Genomic DNA, 21,813 nt, shown 5'->3' with positions numbered 1-21,813 from the left:
GACGAAAAGCCATAAACCCGGGAGGGAACGCGAACAGCACGTTTATATCCCGTATGTGATCATAAATAAAGAGCCATGTACCCTCGAAACCGAGTTTGACATGACTCTTCTACATATTCAGTTATAACATATAACCTTCTCCGGTTTTCATTTCAGTTTGGACATAATCGATTCTTATTCAAATCAAGAAAGAGTCCCCCCAAAAACGAAAAACTTTCACTTCACACACTTCTCCCCGTCCACGACATACACTCCGGAAGGCAACCTCTGCAAGGCAGCATTCCGCTTCACCGCTGACCTGATAAGTTTTCCGTCTGTAGTGTAGACATTGACCTTTGCATCCTCATCTGCTCCTTTCACCAACCGTACCCCCGTCTGTTCACCATCTATATAAAGATTCAAACGCTTCGGGAAAACTCCCTCTAGCTCCAAATAGCCTCGGAAAGCTTTAATTTCCGTTCCCGTTTCGGCTTTTGAAAATACGTTCGGTCCATAAGCATATACATTATCTCCGTAGGACGCCACCTTTTGGAAAGTTCCCTGCAAACAAGCCGTAACAGCTCCATCTGAAACAACTGCTGCACCGGACGAAACGGCATCTGCATCTATTGTCACTTTCTCATAAGTTTGCACAGAGAGCGTCTGAGCCACCTTTACCAGATAAGGCACTCCCGCTACCATGTCGCGCACATTCCCAAAATTCAAGTTACAATCCTCTCCGGCCAATTCCACGCTTTCCAACGCCTTCACCTCTTCAAAATACTTTCGAACCTGAGCCGAAGACAAATCAAACGGCAAGCAAACCATATTCCACAGCCCCGACAACAAGTTCTGCCGTACTGTCACCGTGCCATACGTCCCATCCCGCACGTCAAAACGACTATCATCCTCACTCAACTCCGATACGTCACTGCCATAATACATCAGCTTCACATCTGCCAAACCAACCCAATTTGCCGTATTGCCGACACCGCCCACCAGTCCTATTTCAGCCGTACGAGAAGAGACCGCACCTTCCACCGAGAAATAATCCAGCACCGCAGATGTCACGTCAGTCTGCTGCCCGTTCAAATACAGAGCCACATTCATGTCTGCCACATCAGCACTGCTCAATTCCACCTTTCGGAATGCCGCAGCCGTCAATTCATAGTTTCCATTCGGGAGCGAACCCACCGTCTGGTAAATGGGGCGTTTCCCATCCTTCAGTTCATTACCCGGACCAATCCAGTTTTCATAGAACACACCACCTCCGTATTCCCCATTCTGTGCAGTATTGACCAAGGAACGGAAGTTCACCGTCCCGTCGTTCAACCAGCCGCCGTCCGCATTGCAAGCGGCATTATTCACCTTGAACGTCATGTCAAAAGCGATGCCGTTCAACGGTTCCGCATCTATCACGTACCTCTGGCGTGCGGACTCTAAATTCTCGCACGCTTTCTGCACAGCCGACACATCTACGGCTTTCTCAGCCTCCGTTGCGGCAGATGCAATGTTGTTCTTGAAAATCGTAAGCGAAGAACTCAATTTAGGGACAGAATTCCCGGCAATCTCCTCTGCCACCATTTTCCGGTTCCGATATACTTCATAAGCCACCATGACACTGCGGGCATTCTCTATTTCCTTCATCAAGCCAGACAACGCCCGCCCCAAAGAATCCACTGTAATGGAAGACACGTCTACCGCCACAGCCTTATCCAACAACGTTTCTACAGCTTGCGGCAAAAGTTCGCGGTCGAGTGAGCGAGCCACATCCACCTGTGCCTCCCACGTCTGTCGCAAGTCATCATCTCCTACGCCCAGATACTCCAATACGAAATCATTCATCACACACCACATTCCGGCATTATCGCATACTGCGCCCACGGTCAACTGTCCATCACCCACAAAAACATCTGTATAAATACGCGAAACGGTTGCATCGGCATTCAAGTCCTCTGCATTCTGCCCCAGATGCAATGCCGTATTCGCCCCATCGGCCCGCGTCTTATCCACACTATACACCGAAACCGGTAAACCACCGGTAGTCTTCACATACAACCGGAAGTGCTTATTGGATGTGCCCAAATCGCTTCGCGCCTGCATACTCACCCGGCAGTTTCCTAACGGAAGTCCTGTCAACAATTGATGACAATCAAAAGTGGTATGCCAGAACTCCATCACCCCCTGACTGAACTTAGGATAGTTCGCATCCGATACCGTAAGCGTCCACCCGGTCGTATTCCCAATGTCAAAACCAGCATTTTGTATCCGTGCCGTCAAATCGACCGGATGTGCAACAGACGCATTATCCAAACGGTATTGCTCCATCGCATCCAGCAAGGCATGATAAGCCGCCATACGTTCACGTGCCTCACCGGACACCAATAATACACGCGCCTCATCGACCGCCTTTTTCAGAGCACCGCCCTTGTCTTCACCATACGTCAACGTATCTGAAGCCGCCACCGCTTCTTCAAGCAACATGTACGGACTTTGATACTCCAAAGCCACGTCGGCAAACGACACCCACTGACATGCATTATTCAAACCGGACTCCACTCCCACCGTCAAATCTTGGTCGAGTACATCCGTCGCCACTTCCGTCTCACGCAAAACCTTAACCGACGTCACCGGAGACCTGTCGTCATTGGCAAACAATTCTATTACCCCTCCGTCGGCTCCTTTCTGTGCAACCGCCTTGAAGACATAGCGCCCAACAGGCAACCCGGATGCAGACGCATAAATCAAACCCTGTCCGGCCAAGAAATTGCCCGTACAATAACGTTCTATCATGTTCTCTCCCGTAGCATCCCCACGCTGCGCATCCGACCCGTCTATGGCAAACACACGATAATTACCACCTTCAGCATCGGTCATCCAATGCGTACGGTTATCAAACATCACGTCGGTTCCCGAAGGCAACAGACGCCCTCCGTCCGGCAAAACCGAACTGACATCCATAGCTTTGCCCGCATGGGGTAAATAGGCCTTCCAAGCCTTATCCAAATTCTCATAAGCCCTGAAAACCTCATCGGCCGAACCCGCTGCGGCAAAAAGCTCCAATGCTTCTTTCAACGAGGCATCGTCCACTCCCTCCGTCTCCACAAACTTCTTATACCTCTCGTACGCGTCCTTGTAGTCCTCATAATGCACCTGCAACAGGTGTATCTCTCCCAACACGCGTTGATAACGCACGGCCGTCTCTATCCCATCCGAAGCCGATTCTTTCAATCCGAGCAACTGCAGCCAAAGCGCAGGTGTCACCTCATCCTCCCGAATGGCATCCGCCTCTTTTCGCATAGCGGACAAATCAACTGACAAATCCGTCTCCCCAAGGTAAAGCAAACTAAAGTTATCCATGGCAAACCAATTCATACCATTCGCCGAATAAGCATAATTCTGATCGGTCATATTCTTGGCTCCGAAAGTCACCTTGCCCTCTTCGCCGACATAGAACTCTACCGTAAAACGTCCGGCCTCCCCATCCAGTGAAGCCACCGGCGTATTTACCCCGTCGGCATACAAATACACATCTTTTACATAATTACGGGCAGCCTCTCCGCTCTTGCCTTGTTGCGTGGCAATGACAGATGCCCCCAATTCATATTTACCCGGCTTCAAACCTTCAAGGGTCTGGAATATGTTAAAACGTTCCTGTCCCCAACAAGTCCGACCATCCTCCGAAGCCGTACGTTTACGTTCGATATAAGGTTGGCTTAACCCCGAAACTGACGACACACCCTTTTGAAAACCTTCCACGTCCACCGCCCACAGTTCAGGTTTCTCACAATCAGGGTCCGGCAAAGAATGAGTCAACTCATTCTCATTGGGAATAATATGGAAGGATTTCTCTATCACGACTCCCGACTGGTTGGTCAAACGGAATATCAACTCGTGCTCCTGGTCATCCTCTAAAGTATAGGTATAGGAACCTCCCGTGGCCAGCTGCCTGCCGTTCTCATCATACCATATTTCACTTTCTATGTAATTCCAGTTCGCATAAGAAGTGCTCACGGTCAGCGAACGCCCTTTTCCCATCAAGACTTCACTGCCTTCCACCACCTGACCGTTATATACGGCCGTTGAGGACAACGTTCCTTTAATCCCCTCACCGCGTACGGACACGGAAAACATTTGTGTACTCTCTATTCCATGGGTATTCGTGTACGTAAGACGATATATTCCGGAATGTTCAGCCGTGACTTGCCGTTGCTGTCCGGCCACCCCGTCATCCCATGTCCATTTTCCCGTATTGCTCTCCCCCTCGGGTAAAGTAGCCGACAAGGTCAATACAGCCCCCGGTTCCACATCTCGGATTTCCGCATATTTTCGGGTTTCTGTCTTTCCGGCTATCACAGGAAAAAGAATTGTAGGCACTTGTTCCGCAGTAACCGGCCGGTCACTGTACATCAAGTCGCCGAACCCTGTATGGTCATACCCACCGCTGTTGTTCCCATACGAACCACCGCCACGCTCCATACCGATAATCCCTTTCATCGTCCGGCAAAAGTTCATCGGGATTCCCATCCGGTTCTCGTAATGATTGATGAACAACTGCCAAATAGGGCGCCATTGCCCGCGTCCGGTAGCATTCAATCCCCCCATCCACCAATTCTGTTTATAAGGCAGGTCGTCCGTGCCACTATTGTATGCTGCCACGTATTCTGCCGCACCGGCTACCATCGCCGCACCGGCCTGGCCTGGTATCAGCGTATTCGTCAAATTGCAAAAAGCATTGTCTCCCTGATTGTAAGCCGACTCAAAAGCGTACGACAACAAGCCCAACGCCGCCATGGCATGCCCTTGATCGCGCCCGCTCTCTTGCATTTGGTTCAAATAACCTAAGGGGGCACGCTCATCTTTATGGAACCAAGGTATCAGTCCCCAACCATAGCCGCACAAACCCTGTCCGAACGCATCGGGATGAAGGGCCGTCACGCAAAGCGACTCATTGCCCGGACCTTCTTTCAACCAATACATACCGTAATTATATATGTCCGGTAAGTCGCATAATACCCCCAAAGAAACACAGAAAAGCGCATTTCCCAATCCCCAGTTACTATGGTAATGATACCAGTTTTGTTCGCGCTCTACCGTATCATGCCGACGTTCCAAAAAATCTTGTGCCGTAGTAAACCATACATCTATCATGTATTGCTTAAACAATTCAAAATCTTCTTCCGGCCATTTCTTATAATCGCGCATGATTTCGGCAGCATTGATAAACTGGTAACCGATAAATCCGGGAATCAACGAAACATTCGTATTGCCGGCAAGTCCTTTGTTATAGATACGGTAAGCATTCAATACGTCTATGGCCACGTCGCCATAGCCCTCATCTCCCGTAATCTTCCATAACAATGCACATTGATAAGCCCGCGCCGCATTACGGTAAGCATTCATATAATTCTCCTGACCGGATATTCCACGTGAAATATACTCGTTCACGCCCCAGTTATGTCCGTGGTCTCCATTTACGGGAGGAGCCGTACGCAAGGCTTCCAAAGCCTCCAAAGCATGCTCATCTCCTGAGGCCAAGCGAGCACGCACGGCCTCAAAGTCATCCTCCGAGTGTAGCAGGCCAGGGTGGCGGAAAGCTGCCTCTTGGGCATATAACGTGCCTGCCACGAGAGCTACACTAAATAAACACAATAATAATCTTCGTTTCATGACAATAAAACTTTTCTATCCATATATTTTCTTGCAAAAAGAATGCCGCCCTTTCCCCAAAAAGGATACAGCATCCCCTCTATTTCATAAAGGACTTACCAAATATCCCATCCTCCGTTTTTATTCGAATACGCCTCGATGATATCATGTTCAGAGGCGTTACCGCCATAACCGATATTCACGTCACCACCCGCATTCACACTGCAAGCCATCATATCCGAGACTTCCATCTTTACCATCTCCACACGGGGAGACACATACATTTTCTTTTCCATTGTTTATTGTTTTTATAAGTTCGTACCTTTTATTTGATTACTTTCTTTCCGTCCACGATGTAGATGCCGCGTTCCAAGCCACGGAGGGCTTCAGCCTTCTTCACACCGACCTTCACCTTCACACCACTCAGAGTAAACACATCAACTATCTTTCCGCCATCTTCCGCCGTGTTGCCCAACACTTCACCGACACGAGTCACCGATCCGTCTATTTCGATGAGCAAGCGGTTGACACCGGCAACCGGAGATTCCGAATCCACATTGATATAGGCGCGGAAGCCTTTTAGGCTTACCTTGTCTGCTTGGTCGGCCAAATAGAACATATCATCATTGATAAAGTATGCCCCTTGCGGTACTGTGGTGGCACCGTAGTTTCCGGTCATCGAAACCAAATTCATCGGGAAAACTTCCGGCTGTTTTGCACTGACCATCACCCCGTCTGCCTTGATTTCCGTCACAGTTCCTGCCGGTTTCACCAAATAAGGCACACCGGCTTCCACGGCATCCACCTTGCCGAAATCCAACGTAATGTCCTTTCCCGACGCTTGCATTCCACTTAACCGCCTTACCTCACCCAGTTTATTGGCCTCAATCTGTTCGGCAGTCAGGGCAAAAGGCACACAGAAAGTGTTCCACTTTCCGGCCACCAACTTGCGCTGAAGGGTCACATCAGCATACATGTCAGCTTTCACGTCATAAGCCTTGGATTCATCCAAAGCCAAAGCCTCGGCCTTGGGAGCCACTTTATAGAGTTTCATGTCGTTACAGCCTATCCAGTTGGCCAGATTGCCCTCTTCCGTCTTCACGCCCAAACGCATTTCCCCTTCCGTACTCTGACAGAAAGAGACCTCACGATAAGCCAATGCTGTAGACTTCACCTCATCTCCTCGTTTCTCCCCAGCATATAAAGCCACCTTGGCTTCACCCGTACCCGGCACATTATTCACCGGCCCCGCAAAGGTAGCCAGACGCATGGTATAAAATCCTGAAGACAAGTTTACCGTTTGATATATAGCCCATAAGCCATCCGGTAATACGCCATCGGCATAACATTCAAAGAAAGCATCCCCACTCGTTTCACCGGCTTGAGCTGCATTATGTTGTGCACGAACTCCCCAACCTGCAACATTCATATTATCACCGTTCCATCCTTCTACTGCGCTCCAACTTCCGAAACCTGAAACATCCGGATTCTTCAACATAAACGTCATGTCGAACTGTTGTTCACCCATAGGGATAGCCGATTGTACAAAAGCCCTACGAGCATTCTCCAAAGCATTATAAGCCTTTCTCAAATCCTCCTCCTTATCGCACGATGCTTTCCCTGCGTCCGTAATAGCGGTTGCAAATACACTCTTGATTTCATCCGAAGCCTCTGAGTTCTGTTCATACTCCTTACAAGTCTCAACCAATGCAGCAATAGGGCAATCCGTCATATAACAATGGCATACCTCATAAACCTGCTTCAAAGCCAGATATGCTTTTGCCCAACCGTCCACAGTCTGTTCCGGCTCTTTCGCCAAAGCCTCCGCCATACGTTCTTTAAATGTTTCTGGCAAACCGGACACATCCATAGCCTGAGCTTTTTCTTTCATATCATCGTACAACTCTTTCACTTCAATCATTCCGCTTCCGGTTTTTTCCAACCGGAAATTATCAAAGAACAAATAGCAATTTTTATAAGGAGAAAAAAGATTCACTCCGACTTTTAATTTTCCATCAAGAACCAAAACATTGTTAATATAAGTACGCCCAATCTCTTTGTCCTCATCCCAAATTCTAGCAACGTCCTCGTACTTTGCATTTCCATTGTCTGTCCATCCCATGACCTCACGCAATCCAACCTCTTTTCTTCCTGTTGCACCGTCGACATAGAAATTCACACGGCCACCAATTCCGGCTTGTCCTTGAACGGAAACATTATACACCCCATTAGGCAATTCTACTTCTTGCCAAAAATCCACTGCAGAACCATTAGCTTCCCAATATGGCATTCCCTTATCTATACGATTCGGTTCAGCATTCCTCTCCCATCCTTTCAACGCATCGTCAGTATCGCTGAAATCCGGATTTACCATTTTTGAAGTCAAATCTTCTATTTCAGATACCAAACTAGCTTTTTGGCTATCATAGATGTTTTCAACTTCTTCTGCCGTCAACGCCTTGTCATACAGCCCAAGCTTATCAGCCTTGCCCTCGAACGTTCCCGTAAACGTACCTTTTCCCACATAGAAATGAGTGAAATGGTTGGAAATGTTCTCCAATATGCCCGGATATAAAGTAGAAACGTCAGCACTCGAATTAGAAGGACCATATTCCACTTTCTTCCCATCCACATAGAACGTGCAGCCATCCTTTGTAAACACCATTGCAATCATGGCAAACCGACCCACAGGAATGGCATTGGACGAAGATCCACCAGGACCACCATTAAAGTCAATCCACGAACCATCAATCTTAGCCATGTTGTACACCATATAAGTATTGGCCTGGAAGCCTAACATTCCACTCGTATTTTGATCCTCATAACCGTCTGTTCCCAATCCAAATCCCCAAACGGAATTGTCTGCAGTTCCGGTACGATACACCCACAAAGAGATTGTGGCGCCGTTGTCAAGTGTCTTGTCTTTAAAAGGATTTGCGATTTGCACATACCCCATATTTCGATTATCTGAAGCCATAAAGTCCAAACATTGTTCCGTTTCGCTGACCATTGAAAATTCTGGCTTTGTCCCGTTGCCAAAGCTTTTCAGTTCATACCCCTCTGCCGTTTCCGACTGAAAATCATAAAAGGCCAAAGGGACGGGCAGTTCAGCATTTTCATCCATAGGCATAGCCCAAGAATTCTCAACTCTGTTGACATTCCGCACATCAGCCCATGTCATCTGCGCGGTACCAGCCATAGCACTCATCAGTGCCGCTGTGAAAAGCAAATTTTTGTTCATTTCTACATTTTTAATGAATTAAACTTAGGTTAATATCACTTTTTCATTTGTTTTTATACGGCTTACGAACATACACCACCAAGAAGCACAATGGAATCTTTGTTTTTAATTCTTTTAACCCTTATCGTCTAGTACATTAACATTCCACGCCATCTATCAATCGCAAAAAACCGTTCATAAAACACAATAAAACAAAGATTTGTTTGGAGAAATGGACAAAAAGCCTTATTTTGCAGAAATTTTCAGTCAGCCAACTTATCGGGAAAAAGGGCTGATTCACGAAAACAAGGAAGCGTATGGCATTAAAAAAATTCTTTGCGTGCTGTTTTTGCTTAGTATGTGGAATAACAACTGTTCCGGCTCAAAAGCAACTGACCGGAAAAGCCAGTTATTATTCCGACAAGCTACATGGAAGAAAAATGAGCAACGGCGAAAGATACCACCGCGACAGCATGACCTGCGCACACAAGAAGTACCCTTTCGGTACCCTGCTGAAAGTACGTAACCCCCTAAATGGGAAAGAAGTGGTGGTGAGAGTAACCGACCGCGGCCCTTTCTCGAAACGTTATGTCATCGACCTTTCCAAGGCGGCAGCACGCGAGTTAGGATTCATCCGGAAAGGATTTTGCCAAGTGGAAATCACGCGGATACACCCCAACCGCATCCCGTTCAGACCGGAAGATGCCGAAGAAATTCCGGAACTGCACTTGGAATACCAGGATATAGTGACCTACCCTGTACCGGCATGGCAGCAGGAAATGTTAGAAGAAAAAAAGCCCCAACCGACAAAAATCAAGAAACTTAAAATCGACAAGAAATAGAATTCAATTTGTAGACACAAAATGGAAAAGAAACTCAGAAAAGAGTCTGTTTGCGTACAGGCCGGATGGACGCCAAAGAAAGGCGAACCACGCGTTTTACCTATTTATCAAAGTACTACTTTTAAATATGACAACAGCGAACAGATGGCTCGTTTGTTCGACTTGGAAGACACGGGATATTTCTATACCCGATTGCAAAACCCCACAAATGATGCCGTGGCTGCCAAGATTGCCGAACTAGAAGGAGGCGTAGGTGCCATGCTGACGTCTTCTGGACAAGCGGCCAACTTCTATGCCGTATTCAACATCTGTCAGGCAGGCGACCATTTCGTCACCTCCAACACCATCTACGGCGGAACCTACAACCTCTTCGGGGTAACGATGAAGAAATTAGGCATTGAATGCACATTCGTTGACCCGGAATGGGACGATGAACGCATTGAAGCCGCCTTCCGCCCGAACACCAAATGTTTCTTCGGCGAAACCATCTCCAACCCGGGCGGCCACGTGTTCGACATAGAACGCTTTGCCCGCATGGCCCATAAGCACGGCGTGCCTTTGATTGTGGACAACACCTTTGCCACACCAATCAACTGCCGCCCGTTTGAATGGGGGGCAGACATCGTGACCCATTCCACCACCAAATATATGGACGGGCACGCCACATCGGTGGGCGGTGCCATCGTGGACAGCGGGAACTTCGACTGGAACGCCCATGCCGACAAGTTCCCGGGACTTTGCCAACCGGACGAAAGTTACCATGGGCTGACTTATGCCAAGGCTTTCGGCAAGATGGCTTACATCACCAAAGCCACGGCGCAACTCATGCGTGACTTAGGTTCCATCCAAAGCCCCCAAAACGCATTCTTGCTCAACCTCGGACTGGAAACCCTGCACCTGCGCATGCCGCAGCATTGCCGCAACGCGCAGGCCGTGGCCGAATACCTCGAGAAAAACGAACGAGTGGCTTGGGTGAACTACTGCGGACTGAAAAGCAACAAATATTATGAATTAGGGCAAAAGTATCTGCCGAACGGGTCATGCGGTGTCATCGCATTCGGTCTGAAAGGCACGAAAGAGGATGCCATACGGTTCATGGACAGCCTGAAGATGATTTGCATCGTGACGCATGTGGCCGATGCCCGCACCTGCGTGCTGCATCCGGCCAGCCATACGCACCGCCAACTCTCCGACGAACAGTTGCGCGAAGCCGGAGTGGCACCCGACCTCATCCGCCTGTCGGTCGGCATCGAAAATGTAGAAGACATCATCGAAGACATCCAACAGGCATTGGATGCATCGAAATAAGTGGCGGTAGACGTTGGCTGTGGTGAAAGCCAAAGCTTAAAGGTTATCCCTACAAAAACAACCTTCCCCGGAAAATGCAGACCAATACGTTTCCGGGGAGGCTGTTTTTTGAAGGACACGGTTCCTCAATGCCCTGATTTACCACCCAACTTCTTCCGCAAGATTTCGCGCACCTCGTCGACCGAAGCCCCGACAGCCAACAGGGTTCCGTCACTATCGACAAGGAAAGTACCTCCGCCGGAGTTTCCTATACCGTGTAAAGACCATATATTATTGGCATCCTCCACCTCGGCATAACAGGTCCATGGGTAGCCGTCTTTCCGCACCGCCTGTTCCATGTCGCTCCGGTGCTTCTCACGAGCTATGCCCACCACCGTGAAGCCCTTGTCCTTGAACTCCTCATAAACGGGTATCATGGATTTGGAATTCGCGCGGCACGGCCCGCACCACGAAGCCCACAAGTCCACAAAGGCTATCTTGCCACGTATCAGGCCGGACATACGCAAGGAGCGGCCGTCATTCCCCGTAATCTCATAATCGGGATAAGGCTTCCCCACGGCCAATGTCCGGCATTGGCGCAAAGCGTTCACGACGGCATGGTAAGGATGTCCCGGCAAATAACCGGCATAGACAGAATCATAAACCGCCCACAACACTTGTTTCAGGCTGTCCGGATGTTCGAAATAGTCCAACTCGGAACGCAAGAAGGACAGGCCGGACACCGAGGGCTTGCGTGCCGCCTCGCGAAGCCGCCACGACTTCTCTTCTGCACGGCAGACGGCAAGGTAGTCCTCCAAAGCCATCATCCGGGGCGAATAAAGCCTGCGGGACTTTTCCAGACTGTCCAGTTGCTTATAAATCTTATTTGCCTCTTCCTGCGTCTCTGCTGCCCTCAGGCGTCCATACAAGTCCTTGCCTGCCGGAGTATAACAATCATCCTCACTGTAAAGGGTATCCACTCGGGCATTGTACAGTGCATACTTGGGACTGAATATGCTATCGACCTGATGCTCCACATACAACATGATCCGGTTCTCCGTCCCGTCGGTCTCCACTTTCGGCCTTCCCTGCTCTGGAAAAGTAATATGCAGGGTGGCATTCTCCCCCAAGAACTTTGCAGGATAGTAACCTCCATTCAACCAGTCGTGCCACAGATAAAGTTCCCAAGCCTCCGCATGGTCTGTGTACAAATCATATTCAAACTTCCCGTTATGCACCGGAATAGAAATAAAAGGCTTTACCCTGGCATCCAACCCGTAGCGGTGCAACACGAGGCGGCTCGCCTCCGTCGGCTTCTCCACCATCCCTGTCAAGCGGCAATGCAGCTTGCCTTCACGTTCCTCCTTCAAGTTCACGCCTTTGATGAATCCACCGCCTTTTCCTCCTTCTATGAAGTCGAACGAAGTATCACGGCCATCCAACGGTGGAAAGACCAGACGGAAACTCACATTACCGGAATCGGGCATATACACGTGCTGCCCCAACGCCACCCCCTCGCAACGCCGCAAGGGATAGTCTAGCCCCGTCACAGCACCGCGCAAATGCAGGACGGAATCCAACTGAATCCAATACCCCTTGCGGTTATAAGCCTCCATATACAAGGTCGTAGTTTCCGGTGTGCACTCCACGCGGCTGATTTCCACCGTCTCCATGTTACGGTCGCCCACTATGGGGTTCTTCACATCGCAAACTTGCGCTTCCTGCGCCCTCAACAGCCCTCCGCCGCACAAGAGGACAATCGCCGACAATAGATAATTCAAATAATGTCTCATCGTTTTTCATTTATTAAAGTTTTCTTATCCCAAGTCCACGTTTCCGTATGGAAATAACGGCAATCCCTATTCAATAAAGCACATGCCGTTCAAGCCACCAATCATTATAGCTTGATAGAAACATGACCCCATGATGGAAGTAGCGGTAGGCAATGGTCATGGGTTCCACCATGTCGGGGTATTCCTTTTCCACTATGCCCCGCAAACGGTAGAAGTCGTCATTAAAGCTGTAGTCATTACCCGCTCCCCCGTCTTCTTCAAAATATAACTTCGACCAATAAAACTGCCAGAACCGCATGATGTCCCCTTTCAACTCACGAGACAATAGCCAAAGCATGATGAAAGGCATGTTTTCCTTTCCATGGGGAGTGTAATACCCACTTTCATGAGAAGAATCACCCATCACCCCATGTAATAGACTGCGCAAGTAATTGGGGCCATCGGCATCATAGTAAGCTCCCCGGACAACAGAAATGAGTTTGGCGCAATATGTGGTGTCGTTAATGGCAGTAAGTCCCCCAAATGCTTCTACATAGTCGTAGATGTTTTCTTCATTACGGTTGCCCACTTCATAATCCATGATGAGATATTCATTCCAATTTCTTGGAAAAGCCCAAAAGAAGTCCTCCTGTGCCTTTTGTGTGGTGTCAGACTTCAGCCGGTTATAGGCTTTGTGCAATTCAGCCGTCCGGCAAGAATCCCACTGAGCCATGCCGTGCAAGACAAAGCTATTGAACAAGATGAAAAATATTACATACCGTTTCATAGGCTTCATGGTTCAAAAGGTGTTACATCAAGGTTCCAACTGTCGTTTCAAGTCCTCCAAATGCAAACGGAACTGCTCTTCCGGCGCATAGCGCAAACCACTCCGCACCACATTCCCCATGCGGTCGAGCGTCTCGTAATGCGGAATCCCCAAGAAATTGAACAGCTCCATCAGACGGTTGAAGTCGTCGCGGCTCACCTGCACCACGTCTTCTCCGGACAAGTGTTCGTCCACATAGTTCCGGTAGTTCTCTTCCGGGCCTTCCCCTTCGGTACTGATAAACAGGAAATCCACATCGGGATGGTTGCACAAGGCCTCGCGCATCGGCTTGGAACGCTCGATGCCCGAACGGCAAGGCCCACAAAACATTCCCCAAAAGTCTATCAGGACATATTTGCCCCGGTACTTCTCCGTGAGGCGGCGCAACAGTCTTCCGCCTTCCGTATCGGGCAGGGCGTAAGCAAGCGTGTTGCGGCGGCGTGCCTGTTCGAGCAACCGCCCGGCCTGGACACGCAACACCTCACGGACCATATACGCCAAGCGGTTTTGGTAAATGCTGTCGTACATGGACGGTGCTTCACTATAATTGCGTCCTAAATCGGAAGACAAGGCACGCAGCACCACCAAACGTCCGAGCAGCGAAGGCTCGTCCGCCCCCAATATCGCAGTGTCCACGGCCATCATGGCTGCATCCTCTTTGGCCACGCTGTCCGGTTCCATGGAACCAACCAATACAGCAGGGCTGCGCATGACCGAAGAAAACTCATAACGGTTAAGGAATATATCCAAGTCGCGAAGCACCAAAGCGGATACATCATCGCAAGGCATCTCGCGCAGGAAACGGTAGTTGGCCGGATCACGGTACGGTGCCATTTTCGCCCGTATTTCTTCCCACTTCATTTTTTCATAGTCGATGGCAAAACTTTGGTTCATCTCGTAATCGAACACTGCCATACCATGCGCCAACCGCGTCTGACACTCCGCCAAGTGACGTTCCCACGGCGTATAACCGAAACGCCAAACCACGTAGTCCACCGCCCGTAACCGCTCGCGCATCCGTCTCATGGCGTTTTCCGTGAAATCTTTAAAACCGAGCGAATCCGAAACAGCGGAAAACTCGTCATACGGGTAAGCGCAAAGCTCCGAAACTCCGTGCTCCAAAGAACGCTTCCGCCCAAACGGGCCGGAAGGCGCAGAAGCGCAAGACACCGAACCATCCGCCCGCATGACCATCTCCGAGGTCTGTCCCGGCACAGCATAGAAATTCAACCACTTGCGGAAATCCTTGCCTTCTATCAACAGTGCCCCCTCCACGGGATACCAAGCCCAGAAACGAAACTCGAACGTGCCGTCCTCACGGACATCCACCACGAGGGGGACGCGCTCGCCAGTGGTCGGCTCACAACGGTTATACAGCATGGTGGAATAGCCTTGGCTGCGCGAATATCCCTCGATGCGGCCACGGACACAAGCTGTGTCTGCCGTGAAAAACAGCCGCTCCAACTCGGGTGTCATCACGAACGACTCCCGTTCCTCGGGCACCTGCGGAGCCTTCCCCTCTTCGTGCACGCCGTAGATATTAAACGCTCCTTGCATATTCCCTTCGATAAAATCAAAGAAACGGGTTTTCCGGGGCATAGGCTCAAACAACACCTTGAATTCGCCTTCACCGCTTGGAGGAGTCACATAATGTTCCCCCAACACAATGCCCTCGCCCCACAAGGCTTTATACTTCCGGTTGTCATCGCCCAGAAGCCAGGAATCCTTGGACATTCGAATCCACCAACCCGGCTTGTACCGCTCGTGGAAACTGATAATCGTAGCGGTGTCGGCAAACTCTACCTTCGTAATACGGATAGTGGAAGTGGTACTGCCCACCCAAGCCGGACGAGAGAACGTCCGCACCCTCCGCGCAACCGCCTCCGGGGAAGCGCAGCACAGCACGGCCAAAAGCAGCCATGCCCATAACGTTGTCTCGTGTGTTGTTTTCATTTCGGTATTCATCGTTTAAGTATTTCCTTTTTACGCCTTTATCTTACCACGACTTTCTTCGTCACCAAGTTGCGCCCGTCGGCCGACAACACTTGGACGATATAGAAACCGGGAGACAAGGGAGTCTCTACCGCCGACGCCCCACACGGGAAGTCCGCCACGCAGGCACCGGAGAGCGCAGCGACACGCACCTCTGCCGCCACGGGCGACGGCTCCACGCGCAACGTGCGTCCGGACACCGACACGACAGGTGCGGACACGTCCATCGCCACTTCGCCTATCCCCGTCTCGTCCGGAAGGTTGGCCGACCCGTAACGGTTCGTATTGCCGAATTTTACCTGATAGGGCCACTGTTCGTCGTTCGCGTCGTTGTCGTCCCACACTTGCCGCCAATATTTCTTCGGGCCTCCGCTCACCACAAAGTAAAGCCGTTTGCAGTCCACCGGACAATCGAAGAATATCGTGTCCTTCGGGTTACGGTACACAGACTTTCCCATGTCGCCATACACCCGGCTGCCATCTTTAAGCAACGCTACAAAACCGTAACGCCACTCCGCGTAGGTCGCATTCTTCACGCGATAGCCCTCCTGACGGTTCAACCCCTCGAAACAAGCGGAAACCCTCGTACCGACCCTTTTGGGCAAATTCAGCCGGATGATGTTATGCCCCGTGTTCTCAGGAGCCGCAGCGGGGCTGATGCGCCAATAATTGCCGGACACCTTGAGCATGGCGGGCAAGGGACGGCTGTCCACTTTCGCGGCCCCGTACTCTTCCAAGGCCGGAATGTCCCAAGTGGCGAAACGGGCTGCACAATCGTACATTTCGTCATTGAACTCGCTGTCCGTGATGCCCGTGAGGCGCATATAAGCCTCGACGGCATCCTCCGGGTTCCGGCTCTGGTTCCAAAGCCGCCCCATGAAGTCCATCCCGTGCTTGTAACACCAGTAATCCTGTATGAAATAGTTGTTGTAACGCGGCGATTCGTGCAGGATATGCTTGTGCACGTTTTGCAGGTAGCCGTCGAACCATTCGTTGTTGAACTGGTCGGCCGGCATGATTTTATAGGCCTGCCATTGCGCGCACTGCTCCCAAAAAGCACACCCGTTGCCGTTGCCCGGGGCATACATCCAACCGTTCTGGTTGCCGTTGTCGCAATGCACTTGGTATTGGAAACAGTGCCCTATCTCGTGGTAAAGCGTCTGCCAGTTGCGCGACGGGGCGGCCCAAGGCGTGAGGGTGAGCAAACCGATCAGGTCGTCCACGCCCGAACCGGAAGCTTCCCAGCCTTCAGGTTCATAACGCAAGCGGATGACCATCTTATAGGTGTCGGTCTTCGACCTGCCCCGGCGGATGAACTTCAGCGAATCCGTGTAGAAATCGAAGGCGATTTCGGCATTCCTCAGCACCTCGTCTATGTCTATCGTATGGTTGCCGCATGTGAACACGGAAGGATTCTCACCGTATCCTTTTTCCCAGAACAGGATCCAATTCTTCGACTGACGCGTACGCCCGATATAATAAGCATTGTCCGGGTCGTTGACATCTCCCATCAACCACTGGGCCGTATAGACTTTCTTGTCTACCGTCTGCGTGACATCCTGCAAAGCCTGTGCGGCCGATCGGATTTGCTCCTCGGTCTGTTCCGTATTCTCCCAAACCTCCTGTGCGGCTTGGATGGCCGTCTCCATCTTTCCCCGCTTTTCCTCGTCTTCTTCATACCAGTCCTTCACTTGTCCGGCATAGCGGAGCGCGTCGGCCAAAACATCATAGACGGCCGCCGAGGCCTCGATAGCCGTCACGGCTTCGTCCAAGGCGACTTTCGCTTCCGCCATGGCTTTTTCATCCGGATTCTCCGCCGCCGAGGCTTTTTCGGCTGCTTCTATGGCTGCTTCCACCGCCTGGCGGACCGCAGACTGGATATGTTTCGCCTGCAATTCCTTACGGACATCATCGGCATAACGCGACAAATAAGCCGCATAATCTTCCGGGGTGTTCCCGCCGAGATAATACAGGCGGACGTTGTCGAGACAAATCCAGTTGCCCGTAGCGTTTTCGGCTTTAAACCCGATGGTAACTTGCCCGTCCACCACCGTAAAGTAGAGGTCTTTGTGAGCCTTCATCGTATCCACTGGCATATCATAAATCCCGGCATACAAGGTAACGCCCGTCTGCTTCTCTCCGGCATTCACCGTGCTGTTCGTGCCTTTCTGCTGGATATTGCCCACGGCAGCACGCAGGCAGTACTTCCCATCGGGGATGCCTTCCAACGTCTGCCGGATACCCACATCCGGCACTTTGGACCCGATGTTCACCCAACGCTCCAAATAAGTAGTACCGGATTTGCCCGGAAAACTCGTGTTGGTCTGCGCGAGCATCCCATCGTTTTCCCAACCGGTCGTACCGTCCTCAAAATTGGGATTCATGATGCGCGAAGTCATGGTCAGCGGATGTTCCGGCGATGCGTTTTTATATTGGTAAGTCTGCGTGGCCTCCGTCAACCGTTGTGTCGAGGCCAAGATATCCGTAACTGCGGCATGCTCGTCTTCATAAACCGTCTGCGCTTCGTCTATCGCAGCTTTCAATTCTTCGGCATACACACCCGAGCCGTCACCGTAAGCCGCCCGCGCCGCCGAAAGGGCTGTTTCCAAGCCGCCCTTATCCATCTCATCGCAGAGCAAATTCACGTAATCCACCAAAATCTTGGCATGGTTGGCCGACCCTACCCCCTCGTTGGCCGCAAAACCGATGCGTATCTTTCCGGTGGTTTGTGCCGTAAGCGTAAAAATGAGCTCGTCCGTTTTCCACGACTGCACGGGGAAATTTTTCACGTCGGAAACCGTAGCGGTTCCGTTATCCGGCAGCCAGGCCAACAGGCTGTTTCCAGCACCGGACGTACCCACGTTATAATAAGCCGAAGACAAACGGTAAGTTCCTTTAGGAAGGGTCACACTTTGGGAATACACAAGCCGCATGCCCCAACCCGTCGTCAATCCAAGCGCACCGCCTTCCGAGCCTTCGTAGCCTGAAGCCGGCAGCGCGAAACTGTTGTTGAACGTCACCTCCGGATTATAAGCAAACGTACCGGCCACGGTATAAGTGGCCGTGGTTTCGTTCGTCCAACCGTAAACTTCGTTTATGACATCCCCGGAAACATTGCCCGTTTGCCGGGCATCGTAATTGAAATTCGTATCAAAACCGTGGTTTTCCAAGAAGTAAGCGGATATATCCACTTGTGCCCAACCGTGCAGACTCGACGCAAGACACAAACACATGAATAAGTTTCTTTTCATATTATTAGGTATAATGTTTAGTGCCGTAAAGGTACATATTTTAAGCTAATAGCACAAAATCTCAAAAGAAAAAGTTATATCTTAAACGACTCTCAGGCAAATGAAAAATCGTTCTCAGGCAATTGATTTTTCGTTCGCCTGAGAATGATTTTCCGTTCTCAGGTAAATGATTTCAGATACGTAAGAAGCTGATAAACAAAAATATAAAGAAATATAAATTCTTTACAACAACATATTTCCTCTTACGTCCCTTCCTATCTGCAAGAAAACCGGAGGACAAAATATCCCTCACGTACAGATTAAAAGAGCAGGCATGAAAAAAGCCGCCCGAAGTTCCGGACGGCTTTTTCTCTTATAGCAAATTAAATTATTCGGCGCTTGCAGGTGTTTCTGTCGCAGTTTCTGCTGCCGGTGCTTCGGCTGCAGGAGCCTCTTCAGCCTTGACTGCAGACTTCTTGGAACGACGCGTACGAGTCTTCTTCGTAGCTTGCTTAGCCATGTTCTCATCATAGTCCACCAATTCGATGAAACACATCGCTGCGTTGTCACCCTGACGGAAACCGGTCTTGATGATACGGGTATAACCACCCGGACGGTCAGCCACCTTCACAGAGATTTCCTTGAACAACTCTGTTACGGCATACTTGTTCTGCAAATAGCTGAAAACGACACGACGAGAATTAGTAGTATCGTCCTTAGACTTTGTAATCAACGGCTCCACGTATTTCTTCAAAGCCTTGGCCTTTGCAAGAGTCGTAGTGATTCTTTTGTGCATGATCAGAGAGATGGCCATATTGGCTAACATCGCTTGTCTGTGGGATGCAGTACGACTCAAATGATTGAATTTTTTATTATGTCTCATTGTTTATTAATCTTTATCTAATTTATACTTAGAAATATCAGTTCCAAACGACAGATTCAGACTCTCTAGCAAATCATCAAGCTCAGTGAGCGATTTCTTACCGAAGTTTCTGAACTTCAACAAGTCGGTCTTGTTAAACTGTACCAAGTCGCCCAACGTTTCCACATCTGCGGCTTTCAGACAGTTCAAGGCACGGACAGAGAGATCCATGTCTACCAACTTAGTCTTCAGAAGTTGACGCATGTGCAACACCTCTTCATCGAACTCTTCATTGCCCTCACCATCGGAATTCTCCAATGTAATCTTCTCGTCAGAGAACAACATGAAGTGGTAAATCAGGATTTTTGCAGCCTCTTTCAGGGCGTCCTTCGGGTGAATGGAACCATCAGTAGAAATTTCAAGAACGAGTTTCTCGTAGTCAGTCTTCTGCTCTACACGATAGTTTTCAACAGCGTACTTAACATTTCTAATCGGAGTGTAAATTGAATCGATTGGAATCACATTCACATCAGTACAGAAGATACGGTTCTCATCAGCAGGAACGTATCCCCGACCTTTGTTAATGGACAACTCAATCTGCATCGTTGCTTTGGCATCTAAATGGCAAATAACTAATTCAGGGTTTAACACTTCAAATCCAGTCAGATACTTGTTAATATCTCCGGCTTTGAATTCTGTCGTATTCTCTACCGTGATACTCACTTTCTCATTCTCGAATTCTTCTACTATCTTCTTGAACCGTATTTGCTTGAGGTTCAAGATAATGTTGGTAACATCTTCTTTTACTCCGGGAACTGAAGCAAACTCGTGCTCTACCCCCGCAATACGCATGGTATTGATAGCATATCCCTCAAGGGATGAAAGAAGAATACGGCGCAAAGCATTACCAACAGTAATACCGAAACCGGGTTCCAACGGACGAAATTCGAACTTGCCGTATTTGTCATCCGCCTCCAACATTAATACTTTATCAGGTTTTTGAAATGCTAATATCGCCATTATCTTAATTATTATTTAGAGTACAACTCAACGATCAACTGCTCCTTAATGTTCTCTGGAATGTCTGCACGTTCCGGTTTGTGGAGTAACTTGCCGGACTTAGTATTCTCATCCCACTCTATCCAAGGATATTTGCTGTGGTTGAAACCAGCCAAAGCGTTGGCAATAACTTCCAAAGACTTAGATTTCTCGCGAACACCAATAATCTGACCAGGCTTAACAGCGTATGAAGGGATATTCACAACTTCACCGTCGACGATGATGTGCTTATGTCCCACCAACTGACGGGCAGCCGCACGGGTAGGAGCTATCCCCAAACGATAAACGACATTGTCCAAACGACACTCTAAATTCTGCAAAAGAATCTCACCGGTAATACCGCTCGTACGGGCAGCCTTCTCAAACATATTACGGAACTGTTTCTCCAAAACACCGTAAGTATATTTAGCCTTCTGCTTTTCAGCTAACATGACACCATACTCAGAAGTCTTCTTTCTTCTGTTGTTTCCATGTTGACCGGGAGGGAAGTTTCTTTTTGACAACACCTTGTCCGGTCCGAATATAGCTTCACCGAAACGACGAGCAATTCTTGATTTTGGTCCAGTATATCTAGCCATTTTAATTTCTAATTTTTAAAGGTTCTTGTAGGAATCCCAAGTCATTGCAGCCGCGACTACAGAAAGGAAATGAAGCCCTTGAAAATCATTGGAATCCCTACTGTTATTATGGGTTATCTCTTATTAAACTCTTCTTCTCTTAGGAGGACGACAACCGTTGTGTGGCAATGGAGTAACATCAATAATCTCCGTCACTTCAATGCCTGCGCCATGTATGGTACGAATAGCAGACTCACGTCCGTTACCTGGCCCCTTCACATAAGCCTTTACCTTTCTCAAGCCAAGATCGAATGCAACTTTCGCACAATCCTGGGCAGCCATCTGAGCTGCATAGGGAGTGTTCTTCTTCGAACCGCGGAATCCCATCTTACCGGCAGAGGACCATGAAATCACCTGCCCCTCGCTGTTTGCTAAAGACACAATGATATTGTTGAATGAGCTATGGACGTGCAACTGTCCCATAGCATCAACTTTCACATTTCTTTTCTTAGCTGCGACTGTTTTTTTTGCCATATCT

13 protein-coding genes are annotated in these 21,813 nt (G+C 49.5%); 2 read left to right on the top strand and 11 right to left on the bottom strand.

The genetic code is table 11. The annotated features are described in order from the left end of the window. Window positions 1-216: 216 nt before the first annotated feature. The 3 genes from AC5RDV_RS08295 to AC5RDV_RS08285 form a co-directional block, all read right to left on the bottom strand. Complete coding sequence (locus AC5RDV_RS08295; protein ID WP_282747020.1) at window positions 217-5,649, bottom strand: alginate lyase family protein; 5,433 nt, start codon at window positions 5,647-5,649, stop codon at window positions 217-219. Window positions 5,650-5,744: 95 nt separating this feature from the next. Further along, window positions 5,745-5,924 carry a hypothetical protein gene (locus tag AC5RDV_RS08290; RefSeq protein ID WP_282747018.1) on the bottom strand — a complete coding sequence of 60 codons (180 nt, stop codon included), beginning with the start codon at window positions 5,922-5,924 and terminating at the stop codon, window positions 5,745-5,747. A gap of 29 nt (window positions 5,925-5,953) precedes the next feature. Then, complete coding sequence (locus AC5RDV_RS08285; protein WP_282747016.1) at window positions 5,954-8,869, bottom strand: LamG-like jellyroll fold domain-containing protein; 2,916 nt, start codon at window positions 8,867-8,869, stop codon at window positions 5,954-5,956. A gap of 296 nt (window positions 8,870-9,165) precedes the next feature. On the opposite strand from AC5RDV_RS08285, the gene AC5RDV_RS08280 reads away from it, so the two are divergent. Both AC5RDV_RS08280 and AC5RDV_RS08275 read left to right on the top strand, forming a co-directional pair. Further along, window positions 9,166-9,690, top strand: coding sequence for a septal ring lytic transglycosylase RlpA family protein (locus AC5RDV_RS08280; RefSeq protein ID WP_130893535.1), 525 nt, complete (start codon window positions 9,166-9,168; stop codon window positions 9,688-9,690). Between the two features lie 21 nt (window positions 9,691-9,711). Beyond that, a complete protein-coding gene (locus tag AC5RDV_RS08275) occupies window positions 9,712-10,998 on the top strand; it encodes an O-acetylhomoserine aminocarboxypropyltransferase/cysteine synthase family protein (RefSeq protein ID WP_008628137.1) in 1,287 nt (428 codons plus the stop codon). Between the two features lie 125 nt (window positions 10,999-11,123). Here the strand turns inward: AC5RDV_RS08275 and AC5RDV_RS08270 are convergent, their stop codons facing one another. From AC5RDV_RS08270 to rpsK, 8 genes are all read right to left on the bottom strand, one after another. Next, the gene (locus tag AC5RDV_RS08270) at window positions 11,124-12,770 is read right to left on the bottom strand and encodes a TlpA family protein disulfide reductase (protein ID WP_282747014.1); all 1,647 of its coding nucleotides are present in this window, start codon (window positions 12,768-12,770) and stop codon (window positions 11,124-11,126) included. A 70-nt stretch (window positions 12,771-12,840) separates the two neighbouring features. Continuing rightward, on the bottom strand, window positions 12,841-13,536 hold the full coding sequence (locus AC5RDV_RS08265) for a hypothetical protein (RefSeq protein ID WP_282747013.1): 696 nt from the start codon (window positions 13,534-13,536) through the stop codon (window positions 12,841-12,843). A gap of 27 nt (window positions 13,537-13,563) precedes the next feature. Beyond that, the gene (locus AC5RDV_RS08260) at window positions 13,564-15,528 is read right to left on the bottom strand and encodes a TlpA family protein disulfide reductase (protein WP_282747011.1); all 1,965 of its coding nucleotides are present in this window, start codon (window positions 15,526-15,528) and stop codon (window positions 13,564-13,566) included. A 38-nt stretch (window positions 15,529-15,566) separates the two neighbouring features. Continuing rightward, complete coding sequence (locus AC5RDV_RS08255) at window positions 15,567-18,818, bottom strand: DUF6055 domain-containing protein (protein WP_282747010.1); 3,252 nt, start codon at window positions 18,816-18,818, stop codon at window positions 15,567-15,569. Window positions 18,819-19,185: 367 nt separating this feature from the next. After that, window positions 19,186-19,680, bottom strand: a complete 495-nt coding sequence (rplQ, locus tag AC5RDV_RS08250; RefSeq protein WP_282747008.1) for a 50S ribosomal protein L17 — start codon at window positions 19,678-19,680, stop codon at window positions 19,186-19,188. Between the two features lie 6 nt (window positions 19,681-19,686). Continuing rightward, complete coding sequence (locus tag AC5RDV_RS08245) at window positions 19,687-20,679, bottom strand: DNA-directed RNA polymerase subunit alpha (protein ID WP_008628144.1); 993 nt, start codon at window positions 20,677-20,679, stop codon at window positions 19,687-19,689. Between the two features lie 11 nt (window positions 20,680-20,690). Continuing rightward, on the bottom strand, window positions 20,691-21,296 hold the full coding sequence (gene rpsD, locus AC5RDV_RS08240) for a 30S ribosomal protein S4 (protein ID WP_008623094.1): 606 nt from the start codon (window positions 21,294-21,296) through the stop codon (window positions 20,691-20,693). Window positions 21,297-21,419: 123 nt separating this feature from the next. Beyond that, entirely contained in the window at window positions 21,420-21,809 is a 390-nt protein-coding gene (gene rpsK, locus AC5RDV_RS08235) for a 30S ribosomal protein S11 (protein ID WP_008623097.1), read from the bottom strand. Between the last annotated feature and the right edge of the window lie 4 nt (window positions 21,810-21,813).

This window comes from Paraprevotella sp., from assembly GCF_986071375.1.
The sequence above is the reverse complement of the archived record's forward strand: the minus strand, read 5'-3'. Positions and strand labels throughout refer to the sequence as shown.

What these genes read in the sequence shown, in the direction of transcription:
- AC5RDV_RS08295 (WP_282747020.1), bottom strand. Translation starts at nt 5,649, where the DNA reads ATGAAACGAAGATTATTATTGTGTTTATTTAGTGTAGCTCTCGTGGCA.
- AC5RDV_RS08290 (WP_282747018.1), bottom strand. Translation starts at nt 5,924, where the DNA reads ATGGAAAAGAAAATGTATGTGTCTCCCCGTGTGGAGATGGTAAAGATG.
- AC5RDV_RS08285 (WP_282747016.1), bottom strand. Translation starts at nt 8,869, where the DNA reads ATGAACAAAAATTTGCTTTTCACAGCGGCACTGATGAGTGCTATGGCT.
- AC5RDV_RS08280 (WP_130893535.1), top strand. Translation starts at nt 9,166, where the DNA reads ATGGCATTAAAAAAATTCTTTGCGTGCTGTTTTTGCTTAGTATGTGGA.
- AC5RDV_RS08275 (WP_008628137.1), top strand. Translation starts at nt 9,712, where the DNA reads ATGGAAAAGAAACTCAGAAAAGAGTCTGTTTGCGTACAGGCCGGATGG.
- AC5RDV_RS08270 (WP_282747014.1), bottom strand. Translation starts at nt 12,770, where the DNA reads ATGAGACATTATTTGAATTATCTATTGTCGGCGATTGTCCTCTTGTGC.
- AC5RDV_RS08265 (WP_282747013.1), bottom strand. Translation starts at nt 13,536, where the DNA reads ATGAAACGGTATGTAATATTTTTCATCTTGTTCAATAGCTTTGTCTTG.
- AC5RDV_RS08260 (WP_282747011.1), bottom strand. Translation starts at nt 15,528, where the DNA reads ATGAAAACAACACACGAGACAACGTTATGGGCATGGCTGCTTTTGGCC.
- AC5RDV_RS08255 (WP_282747010.1), bottom strand. Translation starts at nt 18,818, where the DNA reads ATGAAAAGAAACTTATTCATGTGTTTGTGTCTTGCGTCGAGTCTGCAC.
- rplQ (WP_282747008.1), bottom strand. Translation starts at nt 19,680, where the DNA reads ATGAGACATAATAAAAAATTCAATCATTTGAGTCGTACTGCATCCCAC.
- AC5RDV_RS08245 (WP_008628144.1), bottom strand. Translation starts at nt 20,679, where the DNA reads ATGGCGATATTAGCATTTCAAAAACCTGATAAAGTATTAATGTTGGAG.
- rpsD (WP_008623094.1), bottom strand. Translation starts at nt 21,296, where the DNA reads ATGGCTAGATATACTGGACCAAAATCAAGAATTGCTCGTCGTTTCGGT.
- rpsK (WP_008623097.1), bottom strand. Translation starts at nt 21,809, where the DNA reads ATGGCAAAAAAAACAGTCGCAGCTAAGAAAAGAAATGTGAAAGTTGAT.